This window comes from Wolbachia endosymbiont of Wuchereria bancrofti (assembly GCF_002204235.2).
Classification (GTDB): domain Bacteria; phylum Pseudomonadota; class Alphaproteobacteria; order Rickettsiales; family Anaplasmataceae; genus Wolbachia.
The window spans coordinates 1-15,857 of the sequence record NZ_NJBR02000003.1; the positions used below are offsets into that span (position 1 = coordinate 1).

At 33.9% G+C, this 15,857-nt stretch carries 27 protein-coding genes and 3 pseudogenes; all 30 read left to right on the forward strand.

The annotated features are described in order from the left end of the window. Positions 1 to 115 (forward strand): EF-Tu C-terminal domain-related protein (locus tag CCY16_RS00325; protein ID WP_143696888.1); only part of this gene is annotated, 115 nt, incomplete at its 5' end. Beyond that, positions 115 to 480: a 30S ribosomal protein S10 gene (gene rpsJ / locus CCY16_RS00330; protein ID WP_088414137.1), complete on the forward strand. Its 366-nt coding sequence runs from the start codon at positions 115 to 117 to the stop codon at positions 478 to 480. The genes CCY16_RS00325 and rpsJ, both read left to right, overlap by 1 nt. Next, positions 477 to 1,202, forward strand: a complete 726-nt coding sequence (gene rplC / locus CCY16_RS00335) for a 50S ribosomal protein L3 (protein WP_088414051.1) — start codon at positions 477 to 479, stop codon at positions 1,200 to 1,202. Before rpsJ ends, rplC begins: the two co-directional genes overlap by 4 nt. Positions 1,203 to 1,204: 2 nt before the next feature. Further along, positions 1,205 to 1,838: pseudogene (rplD, locus tag CCY16_RS00340) on the forward strand (50S ribosomal protein L4). 97 nt (positions 1,839 to 1,935) lie between these two features. After that, positions 1,936 to 2,121: a 50S ribosomal protein L23 gene (gene rplW, locus CCY16_RS06980; protein ID WP_245800651.1), complete on the forward strand. Its 186-nt coding sequence runs from the start codon at positions 1,936 to 1,938 to the stop codon at positions 2,119 to 2,121. Position 2,122: 1 nt separating this feature from the next. Then, positions 2,123 to 2,947, forward strand: coding sequence for a 50S ribosomal protein L2 (gene rplB, locus CCY16_RS00350; protein WP_088414053.1), 825 nt, complete (start codon positions 2,123 to 2,125; stop codon positions 2,945 to 2,947). Positions 2,948 to 2,950: 3 nt separating this feature from the next. After that, positions 2,951 to 3,234 (forward strand): annotated as a pseudogene (gene rpsS, locus CCY16_RS00355) (30S ribosomal protein S19). 5 nt (positions 3,235 to 3,239) lie between these two features. Next, positions 3,240 to 3,589 (forward strand): annotated as a pseudogene (rplV, locus tag CCY16_RS00360) (50S ribosomal protein L22). Positions 3,590 to 3,628: 39 nt separating this feature from the next. Next, the gene (gene rpsC, locus CCY16_RS00365; RefSeq protein ID WP_088414055.1) at positions 3,629 to 4,249 is read left to right on the forward strand and encodes a 30S ribosomal protein S3; all 621 of its coding nucleotides are present in this window, start codon (positions 3,629 to 3,631) and stop codon (positions 4,247 to 4,249) included. An 11-nt stretch (positions 4,250 to 4,260) separates the two neighbouring features. Then, complete coding sequence (gene rplP / locus CCY16_RS00370; protein WP_088414057.1) at positions 4,261 to 4,674, forward strand: 50S ribosomal protein L16; 414 nt, start codon at positions 4,261 to 4,263, stop codon at positions 4,672 to 4,674. A gap of 11 nt (positions 4,675 to 4,685) precedes the next feature. Next, the gene (gene rpmC / locus CCY16_RS00375) at positions 4,686 to 4,889 is read left to right on the forward strand and encodes a 50S ribosomal protein L29 (protein WP_088414059.1); all 204 of its coding nucleotides are present in this window, start codon (positions 4,686 to 4,688) and stop codon (positions 4,887 to 4,889) included. Further along, positions 4,882 to 5,115 carry a 30S ribosomal protein S17 gene (rpsQ, locus tag CCY16_RS00380; RefSeq protein ID WP_088414061.1) on the forward strand — a complete coding sequence of 78 codons (234 nt, stop codon included), beginning with the start codon at positions 4,882 to 4,884 and terminating at the stop codon, positions 5,113 to 5,115. Before rpmC ends, rpsQ begins: the two co-directional genes overlap by 8 nt. Before the next feature lie 9 nt (positions 5,116 to 5,124). Continuing rightward, the gene (gene rplN / locus CCY16_RS00385) at positions 5,125 to 5,484 is read left to right on the forward strand and encodes a 50S ribosomal protein L14 (RefSeq protein ID WP_088414063.1); all 360 of its coding nucleotides are present in this window, start codon (positions 5,125 to 5,127) and stop codon (positions 5,482 to 5,484) included. Beyond that, positions 5,484 to 5,801 (forward strand): 50S ribosomal protein L24, encoded by a 318-nt coding sequence (rplX, locus tag CCY16_RS00390; protein WP_088414065.1) that lies wholly within the window; start codon positions 5,484 to 5,486, stop codon positions 5,799 to 5,801. Before rplN ends, rplX begins: the two co-directional genes overlap by 1 nt. 6 nt (positions 5,802 to 5,807) lie before the next feature. Beyond that, a complete protein-coding gene (gene rplE / locus CCY16_RS00395; RefSeq protein ID WP_088414067.1) occupies positions 5,808 to 6,341 on the forward strand; it encodes a 50S ribosomal protein L5 in 534 nt (177 codons plus the stop codon). Between the two features lie 17 nt (positions 6,342 to 6,358). Then, complete coding sequence (rpsN, locus tag CCY16_RS00400) at positions 6,359 to 6,667, forward strand: 30S ribosomal protein S14 (protein ID WP_088414069.1); 309 nt, start codon at positions 6,359 to 6,361, stop codon at positions 6,665 to 6,667. A gap of 21 nt (positions 6,668 to 6,688) precedes the next feature. Further along, entirely contained in the window at positions 6,689 to 7,084 is a 396-nt protein-coding gene (rpsH, locus tag CCY16_RS00405; protein ID WP_088414071.1) for a 30S ribosomal protein S8, read from the forward strand. Positions 7,085 to 7,100: 16 nt separating this feature from the next. Then, positions 7,101 to 7,646 (forward strand): 50S ribosomal protein L6, encoded by a 546-nt coding sequence (gene rplF / locus CCY16_RS00410; RefSeq protein WP_088414073.1) that lies wholly within the window; start codon positions 7,101 to 7,103, stop codon positions 7,644 to 7,646. Positions 7,647 to 7,651: 5 nt separating this feature from the next. Further along, positions 7,652 to 8,023: a 50S ribosomal protein L18 gene (rplR, locus tag CCY16_RS00415; RefSeq protein ID WP_088414075.1), complete on the forward strand. Its 372-nt coding sequence runs from the start codon at positions 7,652 to 7,654 to the stop codon at positions 8,021 to 8,023. Positions 8,024 to 8,035: 12 nt separating this feature from the next. Then, entirely contained in the window at positions 8,036 to 8,548 is a 513-nt protein-coding gene (gene rpsE / locus CCY16_RS00420; RefSeq protein WP_088414077.1) for a 30S ribosomal protein S5, read from the forward strand. Between the two features lie 3 nt (positions 8,549 to 8,551). Continuing rightward, positions 8,552 to 9,022 carry a 50S ribosomal protein L15 gene (rplO, locus tag CCY16_RS00425; RefSeq protein ID WP_088414079.1) on the forward strand — a complete coding sequence of 157 codons (471 nt, stop codon included), beginning with the start codon at positions 8,552 to 8,554 and terminating at the stop codon, positions 9,020 to 9,022. 3 nt (positions 9,023 to 9,025) lie between these two features. Then, complete coding sequence (gene secY / locus CCY16_RS00430; protein ID WP_088414081.1) at positions 9,026 to 10,354, forward strand: preprotein translocase subunit SecY; 1,329 nt, start codon at positions 9,026 to 9,028, stop codon at positions 10,352 to 10,354. Then, entirely contained in the window at positions 10,351 to 11,001 is a 651-nt protein-coding gene (locus CCY16_RS00435; RefSeq protein ID WP_088414083.1) for an adenylate kinase family protein, read from the forward strand. Before secY ends, CCY16_RS00435 begins: the two co-directional genes overlap by 4 nt. A gap of 59 nt (positions 11,002 to 11,060) precedes the next feature. Beyond that, the gene (gene rpsM / locus CCY16_RS00440; protein WP_088414085.1) at positions 11,061 to 11,429 is read left to right on the forward strand and encodes a 30S ribosomal protein S13; all 369 of its coding nucleotides are present in this window, start codon (positions 11,061 to 11,063) and stop codon (positions 11,427 to 11,429) included. Between the two features lie 21 nt (positions 11,430 to 11,450). Further along, positions 11,451 to 11,837: a 30S ribosomal protein S11 gene (gene rpsK / locus CCY16_RS00445; RefSeq protein WP_088414087.1), complete on the forward strand. Its 387-nt coding sequence runs from the start codon at positions 11,451 to 11,453 to the stop codon at positions 11,835 to 11,837. Positions 11,838 to 11,858: 21 nt separating this feature from the next. Next, complete coding sequence (locus CCY16_RS00450; protein WP_088414089.1) at positions 11,859 to 12,926, forward strand: DNA-directed RNA polymerase subunit alpha; 1,068 nt, start codon at positions 11,859 to 11,861, stop codon at positions 12,924 to 12,926. A gap of 7 nt (positions 12,927 to 12,933) precedes the next feature. Then, positions 12,934 to 13,362 carry a 50S ribosomal protein L17 gene (gene rplQ, locus CCY16_RS00455; protein WP_088414091.1) on the forward strand — a complete coding sequence of 143 codons (429 nt, stop codon included), beginning with the start codon at positions 12,934 to 12,936 and terminating at the stop codon, positions 13,360 to 13,362. Positions 13,363 to 13,379: 17 nt separating this feature from the next. Next, positions 13,380 to 13,757: a YraN family protein gene (locus CCY16_RS00460; RefSeq protein ID WP_088414093.1), complete on the forward strand. Its 378-nt coding sequence runs from the start codon at positions 13,380 to 13,382 to the stop codon at positions 13,755 to 13,757. Then, positions 13,754 to 14,314, forward strand: coding sequence for an ATP synthase F1 subunit delta (atpH, locus tag CCY16_RS00465; RefSeq protein WP_088414095.1), 561 nt, complete (start codon positions 13,754 to 13,756; stop codon positions 14,312 to 14,314). Before CCY16_RS00460 ends, atpH begins: the two co-directional genes overlap by 4 nt. Further along, positions 14,311 to 15,852: a F0F1 ATP synthase subunit alpha gene (gene atpA / locus CCY16_RS00470; protein ID WP_088414097.1), complete on the forward strand. Its 1,542-nt coding sequence runs from the start codon at positions 14,311 to 14,313 to the stop codon at positions 15,850 to 15,852. Before atpH ends, atpA begins: the two co-directional genes overlap by 4 nt. The last annotated feature ends 5 nt before the right edge of the window (positions 15,853 to 15,857 follow it).

A 15,857-nucleotide genomic window follows, 5' to 3' on the forward strand; every position in this document is an offset into this window, starting at 1 on the left:
AGAGGTAGAATTGCAAGTACCGATAGCGATGGATAAGGGATTGCGCTTTGCAATAAGAGAAGGAGGTAGAACTATTGCTTCTGGTGTTGTTTCTGAAGTTTTGGAGTGGATATAGTGGCTGAAGTAGAGCAAGTTGCATATATTATAAGTAGAGCTTTTGATTGTTTAAAGTTAGAGAAGTATGTTAAAGAGTTTGTTCGTAGGTTTAAAGACAAGTTTAAGCATTCTAGTGCGGAGTTGTCAGGTCCTGTTGCATTACGAAGAAGGAATTCTAAATTTGACTTTAATAGATCTCCTCATGTTGATAAAAAATCTCGTGAGCAATTTGAACAGAGAACTTCTGGGCGGTTGATTGTTTTACATGGTCTTACTCCTGCTATGATGCAGATGCTTGGAGATTCATCTTTTTTTCCTCCTCCTCCTCCTGGCGTAGAAATTTATTTAAAGATCAAGGGAGTTAAATTTAGGAAAGAGAAATGAAGAGAATAAGTTTGCTAAGGAGAATTGGTTTGTTAATGACAAATATTGGTCATACTGCTATATATTCTGATAATAGTCGCGTAGCTGTGACCTTATTACATCTCAGCGAAACTTATATTGTTGATGTGAGGAGGCAAGATAAGTGCGGCTATAATTCAGTTATTTTAGGTATTGGGAATTTAAAAAATATTGCAAAACCGCAGTTAGAATATTTAAAGAAGATGGGAATAAGTAATAGATGTAAATTGTATGAGAGCAGATTAAGCGACCTTTCAGGGATAGAATGTGGTAAAAAAGTTGGTGTTAATCATTTTGTGGTTGGTCAATATCTTGATATTACAAGTTATTCCATAGGTAAGGGATTTGCTGGTGTAATGAAGCGACATAATTTTTGTGGGCTCAGGGCGTCTCATGGCGTTTCTATTGCTCACAGGTCACAAGGTTCTACTGGTCAATGTCAGGACCCTGGTAGAGTGTTTAAAGGAAAAAGAATGGCTGGTCATTTAGGTAGTAGTAGAGTAACTGTGCAGAATATGAAAATATTATCCATTGATCATGGAAATAGTACAATTGTTGTGAAAGGTAATAATGTTCCTGGATTTAAAAATTCTTACGTTTTTGTTAGAGATGCAATTAAAAAGCCTTTACATAAGGATGTTCCTTTCCCGGTAGGTCTGCTGTTGGATGTAAGTGACGATAATGCTAGTAGTTTGATAAGTTAGTTATGGAATGTAAATTAGTAAATCTATCTAATAATGACGTGGGTACTACTCAGCTTAACCCTTTAATATTTTCTGTTGAGCAAAAATTGAGTATTTTGCATGATATAGTTAGGTGGCTGATTTTGATATATTAAATCATTAGCAAAAAGAAGAGCTGGTACTCATAAGGTAAAAGGCATTAGTGATGTTTCTGGTACAACAGCTAAGCCTTATAGTCAAAAACGCACCGGCAGGGCAAGACAAGGAAGCTTACGGTCTCCTCAGTTTAGAGGTGGTGGAGTTATTTTCGGCCCTGTTGTTAGAAGTCATGCTTATTCTCTTAATAAAAAAGTACGTAAATTTTGTTTAAAAGTTGCTTTATCTCTAAAATACTTAAATAATCAAGTAATTATTCTTAATAATTTAAATGTTGATGTGAAGAAAACGTCTGAAATGTGTAAGTATATTCAAAATTTTAAATTTTCTTCTTTTTTGATAGTCGGCGATTATGAAGATAGTTTACTGCGTGCTGCTAGAAATCTGCACTATGTAAACTTGATCAGGCCTATCGGATTGAATGTTTTTGATATATTAAGTCATGAATGCATAATGTTAACAAGTGATGCTTTAAGATATCTTGAAGGTAGGTTATTATGATTAAATATGATAATATAGTAAAGTGTCCTATAATTACAGAAAAGGCTTCTTTTTTGAGGGAGAAATTTAATAAATATTCTTTGTATGTTTTGTAAATGTGAATAAGCATAAAATAAAGTCGGCAATAGAGTCTTTGTTTAATGTTAAAGTTTCCTCTATAAACGTTGTTAGAGTTAAGCCTAAGTATAGACGTTTTAAGGGTGTGGTTGGTTATGAGAAAAAAAAAAAGAAAGTATATTTTTCTTTAATGGATGGTCAAAAATTGGATATAATGAGTGTTTAATATGGGTATAAAATTTCTTAATCCTGTTACCCCATCGTCTCGTGGAACTGTATTAGTAAGTAAGATAGGTTTATCAAAAGGTAGGCCAGAAAAGTCTCTTGCGTTTGGTAAAAAGTCTAGTGGTGGAAGAAATAATAGTGGTAGAATAACAATTCGTCATAAGGGTGGTGGTCACAAAAAGAAGTATAGGATTATAGATTTTAAACGTAATAGAAATGATCAAGGTGTAGTTGAAAAAATAGAATATGATCCAAATAGAAGTGGTTTTTTAGCGTTGGTGTCATATAAGTGTGATGATACCAAGTCTTATATATTAGCTCCACAAGGCATAAAGCCCGGTGATGTTGTAATATCAGGAAGTGACATTGACATATTGCCAGGCAATTGTTTGCCGTTGAAGGGTATACCTATTGGTTCTTTTGTTCATGGTGTTGAGTTGAAGCCAGGTAGTGGTGCTGTAATTGCTCGAGCTGCCGGTTGTTATGCACAAATTGTTGGTCGTGATGGCAATTATGTTTTGTTGCGGTTAAGGTCTGGTCAAGTTAGGTTAGTTTTGTCTTCTTGTAAGGCTACTATTGGTGTAGTATCTAATCCTGATCGTAAAAATAGAAAATTGGGTAAAGCTGGAAGGAGTAGATGGTTGGGAGTTAGACCTACTGTTCGTGGGGTTGCTATGAATCCGGTAGATCATCCTCATGGTGGTGGAGAAGGGAAAACTTCTGGTGGGCGTCATCCTGTTACTCCTTGGGGTGTTGCAACAAAAGGAAAGAAAACTCGGAAAAAAAATAAGTTTAGTGATAAGTATATAAAGCAGTTAAAAGGTTAGTTTATGAGTAGATCTGCATGGAAACCGCCTTTTTGTCATCCTTCTGTGTTAAGGTTGGTAAACAGAGCTTTAAAACAGGGCTCTATTAATAAGTGATAAAAATTCATTCTAGGGCTTCTGTAATTCTTCCCAATTGTTTGGGTTTAAAATTCGCTGTTTATAATGACAAGGATTACATTCCTGTCAGTGTTAATGATCAGAATATGATAGGCCATAAGTTTGGTGAGTTTTCGCCTACTCGTAAATTTGCTGGGCATAATGGTGATAAAAAGGCGGTAAGAAGGTAGTTAATATGAAGAGTATGGATCCAATAATTGGAGCTAGTTCTAGGATTTTAAGGTCGACTCCTCGTAAGTTAAATTTGGTTGCTGGTTTGGTACGTAATAAAAAAGTTTCTTTTGCTACTGTGCAATTAAGATTTTGCGAAAAAAAGCTGTTGGCCTTATAGGAAAGGTATTAAATTCTGCAATTGCCAATGCTCAATATAATTATGGATTGGATATCGATAATTTGTATATAAAAGAAATTTTAATAGGCAAGTCCTTTACTTTACGTAGAGTATGTCCAAAAGCTATGGGTAGAGCTAATAGAGTTAGTAAGCATTATAGCAATATAACTATAAAATTAAGGCAAATAGTATGATTTGTAAGAGTAAAAAATTAGTGAAGAAAGTGTAAAAATATGGGACAAAAGGTTAACCCTATAGGGTTCAGGTTAAAAATAAATAATAATACCTGGGATTCTGTTTGGTATGCTAGTAAAGATTACAAAGAGAAATTGCATCAGGATTTATCTATTCGCAGTTACATAAATGAGTCTTTTAAGCATGCTGGTCTTTCCAAAATAATTATAGAGCGCAAAGTTGATTTATTGTCTGTGACGATACATTCTTCTAGACCTGGGGTGATCATAGGTAAAAAAGGCTTGGATATTGAAAAGGTAAAACAAAAAATAGCTGAAAAAGTAAAAAATAGTGTAGAAGTGAATGTAGTGGGGATCAAAAGGCCTGAGATAGATGCGGCTTTAATATCAAGCAGCATCGCACAACAGCTAGAAAAAAGGGTTTCGTTTAGAAGGGCAATGAAAAAGGCCATTCAAAGTTGTTTAAGAATGGGAGGTGGGGGTATTAAAGTAGGTTATTCTGGGCGTCTTGGTGGAGCTGAGATAGCTCGTACTGAATGGTATAAAGAAGGTCGTTTGCCTTTGCACACTTTACGTGCTAATATAGATTATGCTTTTTGTGAAGCGAAAACTATATATGGTATTATAGGAGTTAAGGTTTGGGTTTATATTGTTAATTAAGGTGTGTTGAAATGTTTGTACCCAAAAAGAGTAAATATAGAAAGGTATTTAAAGGGCGAATTAAGGGTAATACAAAGGGTGGTAGCACACTGTCTTTTGGAGGTTATGGCTTAAAAACTATAGAAGCGGGTAGGGTTCAGTCTAAGCATATTGAGACTGTGAGGCGTGTGATATCTAGAACATTGAAACGTTCTGGTAAAATATGGATAAGAATTTTTCCTGATACTCCTATTAGTAAAAAGCCAACAGATGTGCGGATGGGTAAAGGAAAAGGTAGTGTTGAATTTTGGCTATTTAAAGCTAGGCCTGGTAGGGTGTTGTTTGAAATTAGCAGTGACGTTCCCATGCATTTAGCAAAGTTAGCACTTGAAAAGGCAATGGCTAACCTTCCTGTAAAGTGTAAGTTTATATCTAATTATAATTAAGTGGAGTCACAGTGGATATAGCTGATATTAGATCAAAGTCCTCAAAAGAGTTACATGAAATTCTTGTAAATTTGAGGAAGGAATTTGTTAATTTGATTTTTCAAAAAAAGTTAGGGCAGCGTAATAATATTTCTCGTTTTAGCTTAATAAGAAAGAGTATAGCCCGTATTTTGACTGTATTAAATGAAAGAAGAATAGAGGAAAAGAGTGCCTAAGAAGGTTTTTTGTGGTGTTGTAACTAAAGCTGAATGTGATAAAACTGTGAAGGTTTCAGTATTACGGGTGTATAAAGATAAACTGTACAAGAAAGTTATAAAGAGGCGCAAAGAGTACACAGTGCATGATGAAAATGATAGTTGTAAAGAAGGGGATAAGGTTTTTATACAAGAGCATAGGCCCATTTCTGCTACTAAAAAATGGGTTATTATTCGAGTGGAATAAGGTATTTACATGATTCAAAAAAATACATTATTAGAAGTAGCTGATAATTCTGGTGCGCGTGAAGTGCTCTGTATTGGCTTGTTGGGTGGTAGGAAATCTGCATCCATAGGTGATACAATTATTGTGTCCACTAAGTCCGTTAACCCAAAGGGGAAGGTCGAAAAGGGAAAAGTATATAGAGCGGTTGTTGTTAGAGTGAAAAACTGTATTAGAAAATCTGATAACTCTGTAATTCGTTTTTCTAGCAATGCTGTAGTTTTAGTTAATAATCAAGGTGAACCGCTTGGTACTCGAGTATTTGGCCCGGTAAAGAAGCTGCCTTCTGGTTCTTTTATGAAGATAATGTCATTAGCTGTTGAGGTTTTATAATGAGTGCAAAAATAAGAAGTGGTGATGATGTTATAGTTTTAACTGGTAGAGATAGAGGCAAAATTGGTAAAGTAATCAAAATTGTAACATGTAGTGCTAAAAGAAAGGCAGTTGTTTCTGGAATAAATGTGCGCAAGAAGCATGCTAAGCCAAAAGCTGGTAGTAGTGGCGGTATAATAAATAAAGAATTAGCTATTGATATATCTAACATTGCAATATTGGACCCTAAGTATAAAGCTCCAACTAGAGTAGGGTTTAGAGTTATAGATAGTAAAAAAGTACGTTTTGCAAAAGTTTCTGGAGAAGTAATAGGCTAGGTTAGTATGTTTAAGGAATTGTATAGAGATAGTATAGTAAAATCCTTAAAGGATAAGTTCAACTACGGCAATATAATGCAGGTACCTAAGCTTGTCAAAGTGTGTATTAATATGGGTGTTGGAGGTGCTGCTATAGACAATAAAGCGATAAATGAACCATTTGATGATCTATATTTAATTGCAGGACAAAAACCTGTATCAACGTTTGCAAGGAAGTCCATTTCTGGTTTCAAGATAAGAAAAGGTGCTACAGTAGGTTGCAAAGTAACTTTACGTAGAGATAAAATGTATGAATTTTTAGAAAGGTTGATATATGTTGCTTTACCGAGAGAAAAAGATTTTAGAGGGTTTAGTGTGAAACAATTTGATGGTAATGGTAATTTCTCTTTTGGTATAAAAGAACATATCTCATTTTTGGAAATAGATTACGATAAAATAAGTAAAATTAGAGGTATGGATATCAATATTGTAACAAGTGCAGCCAATGATAAAGAAGCGAAAGAATTATTGCTAGCTTTTAAGTTTCCCTTTTTTGATTAATTTAAGAGAAGAGGTATATGGCAAAAAAATCTATAGTACAGAGAAATCTTCGTAGAATAAAATTATGCGATCAATATGGAGAGAAAAGAGGAAGATTGAAGTCTATAATAAACAATAAGAATATACCTATTGGCGAGAGGTTTGCAGCTCAAAATAAGTTAATAAAAAAATTACCTAGAGATTCTTCTAAAATTAGAATTAGAAATAGATGTGCTTTAACTGGAAGGCCAAGAGGAGTATATAAAAAATTTGGTTTATGTAGAATTGTTTTACGTGGTTTGTGTTCTTTTGGGAAAATTCCAGGGGTTACAAAGTCTAGTTGGTAAGTATAATATAGGGAGTATATCGTGGCATTATCTGATAGTATTGGTGACTTTTTAGCAAGAATACGTAATGCTCAATTGGCGATGCATAAGACGACAAGAGTTTTGTTCTCTAAGGTGAATTCTTCTATACTGAAGATCTTAAAGGATGAAGGATATATTCTTGATTACCAAAAAGAGGTTGTGGGTAATATACCGTCTTTCGTTGTAAAATTAAAGTATTATGAGAGATCACCTGTAATTAGTGATATAGTTAGAGTATCGAAGCCAGGGTGTCGTTGTTATTCTAAGTACAAGGATATTTCTAAAGCATATAATGGACTTGGTATTTTTATTATATCTACATCCAAGGGAGTGATGACTGATTACGATGCACATAAGTTAAAGTTTGGTGGAGAAATTTTGTGTCTTGTGTTTTAAGTAATAGGAGAAATTTATGTCTCGTATAGGTGCAGCACCTATCAATATTCCTGCTGGTGTTTCAGTTGAATGTAATGATGGTAAGGTGTTAATAAAAAGTGCTAAGGCGGAAAAAGAGCTTAGGCTATGTAGTGATGTTGTGTGTCAGATTACTGATAACCAGTTAGTGCTTTCTGTTGATCAAGGCAAAGATAGTTACGATGCAATAAAACCTATATGGGGCACGTATAGAAGTAATATTAATAATATTATTAATGGTATAGTTAATGGTTTTTCTGTTGATCTTGAGGTTAACGGTGTTGGATACAAAGCAGAGTGTGATGGTAAGTATTTGACTCTGTGTCTTGGTTATAGCCATAATATTAAGTATAAAGTGCCCAAAGATGTTGAGGTTAAGTGTATAAAGCCAACTCACTTGGCGGTTAGTGGTATGGACAAGCAAAAGGTCTATATGATAGCATCTGATATATGCAAAATTAGAAAATATGACCCTTATAAAGGTAAAGGTATTATAATAAAAGGCAAGTTTATGTTGCGTAAAGTTGTGAGTAAAAAGAAGTAATTAAGATGAGAAGGTTGTATAATTTTTTAAGTAATTCTGAGAAGAGGAATTTGCGTAATAGAAAGAAGCTCAACAGTGGTGTTAAGCGTTTACGTATATCCATATTTAAATCTAATAGGCATTTTTACGCTCAGTTAATCAATGATGAAAAAGGAGTAACTCTCACTTCTGTTTCTACTTTGGATGCTAAAATTAAGGATGTATGTAAAAGGGGGATCAATACTGAAACTATAAAGCATGTTTCTTCCTTAATGATTGAACGTCTATCTAATATGAAATTAGAACAAAAATTGGTATTTGACCGTGGAGCATGTAAATATACAGGGTTGGTTTCTCAGTTCGCTGAAGCCTTACGAAGCTCTGGATTTAAATTTTAGAATATTTTCAATATGACTGTAAAGAATTTGCAAAATAATAATGATTGGTCAGAGCTTTTAGTTTCAGTACGGAGAGTAACAACAGTTACCAAAGGTGGTAGGAGGTTCTCATTTTCAATTTTGGTTGTTGTTGGAGATGAAAAGGGTAGAGTGGGATGTGGAATGGGTAAGCATGCAGAGGTTGCTGAAGCAAGGATAAAAGCTGTAAATGCTGCAAAAAAATCGATGATTAGAGTGTATTTACGTGAAGGTAGAACTTTGCACCATGATATTAAGGCTAAATTTTGCTCTGGTGAAATAGTTTTAAGAGCAGCTAGAGCTGGAACAGGCATTATTGCTGGGGGAGCGATTAGGTCGGTTTTTGAGGTGTTGGGCATAAAAGATGTAGTAGCTAAATCTACTAGATCGAATAATCCTCATAACGTTATATGTGCAGTATTTAAGGCTTTTGATAATATGTTATCTCCTCGTCAAGTGGCGAGTAAAAGGGGCAAAAAGATTAGCGAGGTAGTCGGAAATAGGTAAAGTATGAATAATGCTATAAAATTAAACTCTATATTTACTGAATTATCGAAGAAAAAGAAGCCTAAATTAATAGGTAGAGGTATCGGTTGTGGTAAAGGTAAAACGTCTGGTAGGGGACATAAAGGGCAGAAGGCTAGAAGCGGTATCTCTATAAATGGATTTGAAGGGGGACAACAGTCTATATATACACGTTTACCTAAAAGAGGTTTTAATCCCATACGTAGAAACATATGTTCTATAGTTAATGTTGGTGATGTGCAGCGCTTAATAGAGGCTAAAAAAATAGAAAAAAACTCTGTTATAGATAAGGAGATGCTGCATAAATTAGGTTTTATAAAATCTATCAAAGATAAAATTAAGCTTCTTAATAAAGGTAAGCTAAATGAGAAATGTGTATTTCATGTTGACTTTGCGTCAGAAGCTGCAAAGAAATCTGTAACTTCAATTGGTGGTAGTGTGGAAATACTATCATAAGTAATGGGCAGCAAGTCAGCATTTAATAGTTTAGATCCTGCTTTATTATATAAAGGTGATTTATTAAGGCGTATACTTTTTACGCTAATAGCTTTAATTTGTTATCGTTTAGGTACTTATGTACCTATTCCTGGAATTAACCTTGATATAATTAATGATATATTCCCTAAAGAAGGTGCTGGTGTTTTTGGAGTATTTAATCTATTTTCCGGTGGGGCATTAGCTAGGATGACCATTTTAGTATTGAATGTTATGCCATATATAGTTGCATCTATAGTTATGCAATTATTATCTTCTGCCGTTAAAGGAATTAATGAAGTTAAAAATGATGGAGAATTAGGACGTCGAAGGATGAATTCCTACATACGTTATATGACCATAGTGTTTTGTATATTTCAATCAGTTACTATTCTAATTGGGTTAGAAAGAATGAACAGGGAAGGAACATTAGTTGTAATCGAACCTGGTGTTATGTTTCGTACAGTGGGTATTTTCAGCCTTTTGGGTGGAACAATGTTTCTAATATGGCTTGGTGAACAAATCAGTGCTAGTGGTATAGGTAATGGTATCTCATTAATCATCTTCACAGGTATAATATCAGAGTTGCACAATGCTTTTTCCTTCCTGTTAACATTAAATAAAAACGGTAGCATGTCGTTACTTATTATCCTTTTTGTTTTTGTATTATTTTTTTTACTGCTACTTTTGATTATTTTTGTAGAATCTTCTTATAGGAAAGTCACTGTTCAGTATCCTAAAAAGCAGTTTAAAAGATTGCATAGTGACGACTTTACTTATATCCCGTTAAAGATTAATTTATCTGGTGTAATACCGACTATTTTTGCCAATGCGATTTTATTAACGCCTGTTTCAATTGTAAACTTCTATAAGGAGCATGCTTTTTCTGATTTTATTTTAAACTACTTTATGGCAAACAAAGTAGTTTATATTGCAGCTTACTTAGCGCTTATAGTGTTTTTTAATTTTTTCTATACTAATTTTATATTTAATCCAGAGGAAAATGCAGATTTTCTTAAAAAAAATGGTGGTTTTATACCTGGTAGAAGACCAGGGAAACACACTTCTGATTACCTTCAAGGTATAGTTTTTAAATTAACTTTTATTGGCTCTGCATATCTGGTGGTCATATGTACTGTGCCTGAAGTCATGAGATATTATTATGATATGCCATTTATTTTTGGTGGGACGAGCTTGTTGATTATAGTTAATGTTACTACTGATACTATTATGCAAATACAATCCTATATCTTTTCAAATAGATATGATAGCTGGATAAAAAAATATGAGTCTAAAACAAAGAAATTAAGGTGATTATTACAATTTTTGGTCCTCCTGGCTCCGGTAAAGGTACTCAGTCAAGCTTGTTAATAGAAAGGTATAACTTAAAGTTAATTTCAGTAGGGGATTTATTGAGGAATATTATATCTAGTAGTAGTGAGTTAGGCAAAAAAATAAAAGATACTGTAGAGTCTGGTAATTTAATTCAAGATGGAATTATATGTGAATTATTATATGACCAGCTTGCATTGATGGATGATAATTTTTTGTTCGACGGTTTTCCAAGAAATCTAAATCAAGCTCGTTTCTTAACTCAGGTTTTGCGGGAGAGGTACGATAGAGATGTGGATATCGTAATTGAATTGCAGCTTAACGATAAGGTAGCAATTGACAGATTAAAAAATCGTCTCGTGTGCCTGGATTGTAAAAGTGTATACAGTACATCTGCTTTTAAAGATGATAATAATCTTGTTTGTACGAGATGTAAAAGTGCAAGACTAGAAAAGAGAATTGATGATTCTGACTTATCTGCAATTGATAGAAGAATAGGCGAATATCACATCCAAATAAAGAGTCTACGTGAGTATTACAGAGATAAATTATTAATGATTGACGCTAATCTTAATGTTGATCAGGTAAAACAAGAGATTGAAAGTAAAATTTCTTGCAGTTTAGTTTGACTCTGAGTTATTTTATGATATAAATTAAGAATTATTATTAATAAAATATCGGAGTATCAGTGACGCGTATTGCAGGTGTAAATGTTCCAGTAAAGAAATGTATTCCTTTTGGATTAACCTATATATATGGTATAGGTATTTCTACTGCAAATATAATTTGCCATGCTTGCGGGATTGACAAGAGTAAACGTGTTTCGGAATTGCAAGATAAAGATATAGAAAAGATCAACAGCTTCATTAGGCAAAATTATTCTATAGAGGGTGATCTCAGAAAAGAAGTGGCTATGAATATAAAGTCTTTAGTAGAGGTGGGGTGCTATAGGGGAGTGAGACACAGAAAGGGTTTACCTGTAAGGGGGCAAAGAACTCATACCAATGCTAAAACTCGTAAAGGTAGATCTCGTTTGCCTATTGCTGGAAAAGAATGAAATTTATTGTTGTGAGTTTTAATGAAAAAGGTCAGAACGGTTGGTAAAAGCGCAAAGAAGTTTGTTACTGGAGTTATTCATATTCGTGCAACTTTTAATAATACTTTCATAAATGTGACTGATGTTCAAGGTAACACTCTGTACCAAACTTCCGTAGGTGCGCATGGTTTTTCAGGCTCAAGAAAGTCTACACCTTATGCTGCGGGTAAAGCCTCAGAGTCTGCTGCAAAAACTGCGATAGAGAAATTTGGTATGAAGGTTGTTTCTGTAATAATTCGTGGCCCTGGTTTTGGTACCGAGGCTGCAGTTAAAGCACTTCAGAGCTGCGGGTTAACAGTTACCTCAATTGCAGATAAGACTGCGATTTCTCATAATGGATGTAGGTTAAGAAAAAAAAGAAGGGTGTAGGATATTTGAAAAGGTTATTTTATGTATTATGACGACGGTATTCCTGTTTTTGACAGTTCAGATAAATTAACTAAGCCTAATTCAATGAAAGTAGTATCAAGTGACTCAAGTGAAAAGGGTGATATAGTGCTAGAACCATTGGAAAGTGGTTTTGCTTTAACATTAGGTAATGCATTAAGGCGTGTAATGTTGTCTTCTCTTATAGGTAGTGCTGTTTATGGGATAAAAATTGATGGTATAACTCATGAGTTTACTTCAATTCAAGGAGTAAGAGAAGATGTGACTGATATAGTATTGAATATGGGTATGTTGAGGTGTAAATTAAATGGCACTTCTAATAAATGCCTAAGTTTGAGTGCTAAAGGGCCTTGTCAGGTATTAGCTGGGATGATAGAAACTGATGATCAGTGCTTTATTGTTAATAAAGATCTGCTGATATGTACACTGGGACAGGATGTAGAGCTCAACATGACTATATATGTGGCTAGCGGAAAAGGTTACCTTCCCGTAACTAAATATAAGGAAAACGAATTTTTGAAGCTTATGAATGAGCAGGATCTAATTAGTTTTATTCCGGTTAATGCTTTATATAGTCCTATAAACAGAGTTTCGTATAGAGTAGAAAATAGTCGTGTTGGTCAAGTTACTGATAAGGATAAATTGATATTGTCAGTTGAAACTGATGGTACAATTTCTCCGAGTCAAGCTGTTGACTCTGCTGCAAGGATATTGCAGGAGCAACTTCAGCCTTTTATTAGTTCTGATATAAGTTATAAAAAATCACAGGTTTCTTCTCCTAGTGGTTATAAAGATTTAGGTTATGACCCTATCTTATTGCGTAAAGTAGATGAAATGGAGTTATCTGTCAGGTCACATAATTGCTTGAAGAATGAAAATATTACTTATATAGGTGATCTTGTACAAAAGACAGAAAGTGAAATGTTAAGAACTGCTAATTTTGGTAGAAAGTCTTTAAATGAAATTAAGGCGGTTTTAAATAATTTTGGCTTGTCTTTGGGTATGGATATACCAGATTGGCCACCTAAGGACATAGATGAATTGGCTAGGCAACATACTGATGAAGATTAGGTGATGTATGAAACATAGAATAAAAAAACGTAAACTATCTCGTTGTACTGAGCATAGATTATCGATGTTAAAGAATCTATCTATTTCATTAATTAATCATGAGCAGATTATAACTACTTTACCGAAGGCTAAGGAGCTTCGTCCATATGTGGAAAAGTTTATTACGATTGCTAAGAATAAGAATACTTTACATGGTAGAAGGCTACTACTTTCTCGCCTTCATAATAATAAGTTAGTAGTTGATAAGTTGCTAAATGTTTTAGCTAGCCGTTATCAGGATTGTAAAGGTGGTTATTCTAGAGTAATGAAATTTAGTACTCGAAAGGGTGATTGTGCTTCAATGGCAGTAATAGAACTAGTTAATAGGGATGTTACAGCAAGAGGTAAGGTTTGTGATAAAAATAAAGAGGAAAATGAAGTAGCGATGAAAAGTTAATTATTATCATAGTTCTTATGGTGAGTAGATTGCACTGTTTTGTAGGTTATTTTGGTGAATTGTTAATTTTATTATATTTGAAGTTGAAATGGTATTATGTTATAAAACACTGTTATTGTTGTAAGTTTAGTGAAATTGACTTAATTGTATCTAAAAAAAAAGAGCTGATTTTTATAGAAGTTAAAACAAGCCTGCTTGGAGAAGATATATCAATATCTTATCTTCAATATCAATCTATTGTAAATTCCTCTCAATATTTCCTAAGTAAGAACCTTAGTTTTTTAGATTATCCAATCAGATATGATTTATGCTTCCTTTCCTTAAAAAGAGGGCCTGCCTATATAAAAAATGCTTGGCTTGAAGAGCGAAAGGTTTATATAGATAATTTAGTATGAAAAGGACCCAATACAATAATTTAGTTTCATCTTACGCTAGAGCGCTGTTTCGTGTCTCAGAGAATAAGCTAAGTGTTATGAGAAAAGAAGTGGAATTTTTGTTAGCTTTTTTTAAAAGTCAACATGATGTTTTTATATACCTATCCCATCCTATGATTTCTTTTGCGCACAAAAAAGAAGTAATGCTTTCTATAAATGAACACTTGAGTGAGAGTTTGGTGAAATTTATTGTAGTTATATTTGCAAATAAGCGCTCTAATCTATTAATCCCTGTATTAGAAAAGTTCTTAGCTCTTGTAAGAGAAAGTGAGAATGAATGGGAAATTACTATAAAGTCAGCGGAAACTTTAAGCGAATCCAATATAAAAATAATTACTGAATCTTTGAGCTTTCTTGGTAAAATAGTAAAAGTGGACAATGTGGTTGACCCTTCTATACTAGGTGGTTTTATAGTCAAGTATGGTTTTAATTTAATTGATGCTTCGTTGAAAAGTTACTTAGATAGGTTAGTTGATTTAAGTAAAGTGGAAATATTAAAAACAAGGAATTTTATATGAAAAATAGTATAAGTACTTCTGAGATAGTAAATATAATAAGAGAGAAGGTTGAGGCATTTGATAACCCTATAAAAAAGGAAAATATAGGTGAAGTAATTTCAGTGACTGATGGTATTGCATTGGTTTACGGGCTTGAAAAAGCAAAATTCGGTGAAAAGGTATTTTTTACAAATGGTGTAGAAGGAATAGTGCTTGATTTAGATCATGATACAGCTGGAATAGTAGTACTTGGTAATGACCGTGACGTGAAAGAGGGGGATACTGTGAAATGCAGTGGTGATGTTATGCAAGTGCCTGTAGGACATGAATTATTGGGAAGAGTTGTAAATGCATTGGGCCATTCTATAGATAACAGTGGGGAGATTAGATCTAAGAACAGAATGGATATAGAATCTAAAGCACCGGGTATCATTGACCGTAAATCTGTACATGAGCCCCTGCAAACGGGAATTAAAATTATAGATTTGCTGATTCCAATAGGTAGAGGGCAGCGTGAATTAGTTATCGGCGATAGACAAATCGGTAAAACTACTATTGCGCTTGATACTATTGTTAATCAAAAGAAGATTAATGATGAAGTGGACGAAAATCAGAAAGTTTACTGCGTTTATGTTGCTATTGGACAAAAAATTTCAACTGTGGCAAAAGTAGTAAATAAGCTAAAAGAAAGTGGAGCATTAGAATATACCACTGTAGTTGTGGCTAGTGCATCTGACTGTGCGCCTATGCAATTTTTGGCGCCTTATGCTGGTTGCACTATTGGGGAATTTTTCCGTGATAATGGGATGCATTGCTTGGTGGTATATGATGATTTATCTAAGCATGCTGTAGCATATAGGCAAATGTCTTTACTGCTGAGGCGTCCTCCTGGTCGTGAAGCTTATCCTGGAGATATATTCTATGTGCACTCCCGTTTGCTTGAAAGGGCTGCTAAAATGTCTGATGAGAAAGGACGAGGATCTCTAACTGCTTTGCCAATTATTGAGACTCAAGCTGGTGATGTATCTGCATATGTTCCAACTAACGTAATTTCAATCACCGATGGACAAATCTTTCTTGAGTCTGAATTGTTTCATAAAGGATTTCGCCCTGCGGTAAATATAGGTTTATCAGTTTCACGGGTTGGTTCTGCTGCGCAATTGAAATCCGTCAAAAAAGTTGCTAGTTCTATAAAGTTAAGTTTAGCTCAATATAGAGAATTAGAAGATTTTGCAAAGTTTGGTTCTGATCTTGATGCTAGTGTTCAATTGTCCTTAAATAAAGGTAAATACCTTGTTGAGCTGTTAAAGCAGAAACAGCATTTACCTATGCCAGTTGAAGAGCAAGTAGTGCTGATGTACATTTTTTCTAACCTGTATGATCAGTTAAGTAGAATACAAATAAGTGACATCAATAAATTCAAATATGATCTTATTAATTATTTTCATACTGCGTACCCTGAAGTTTTAAAAAAGTTGTCAGACAGTATGAGTGATGATATAAAAGATGATATTTTCAATATTGTGAGTAATTTTGTTACTCAATTTAATGGCGTTTAGGTGGT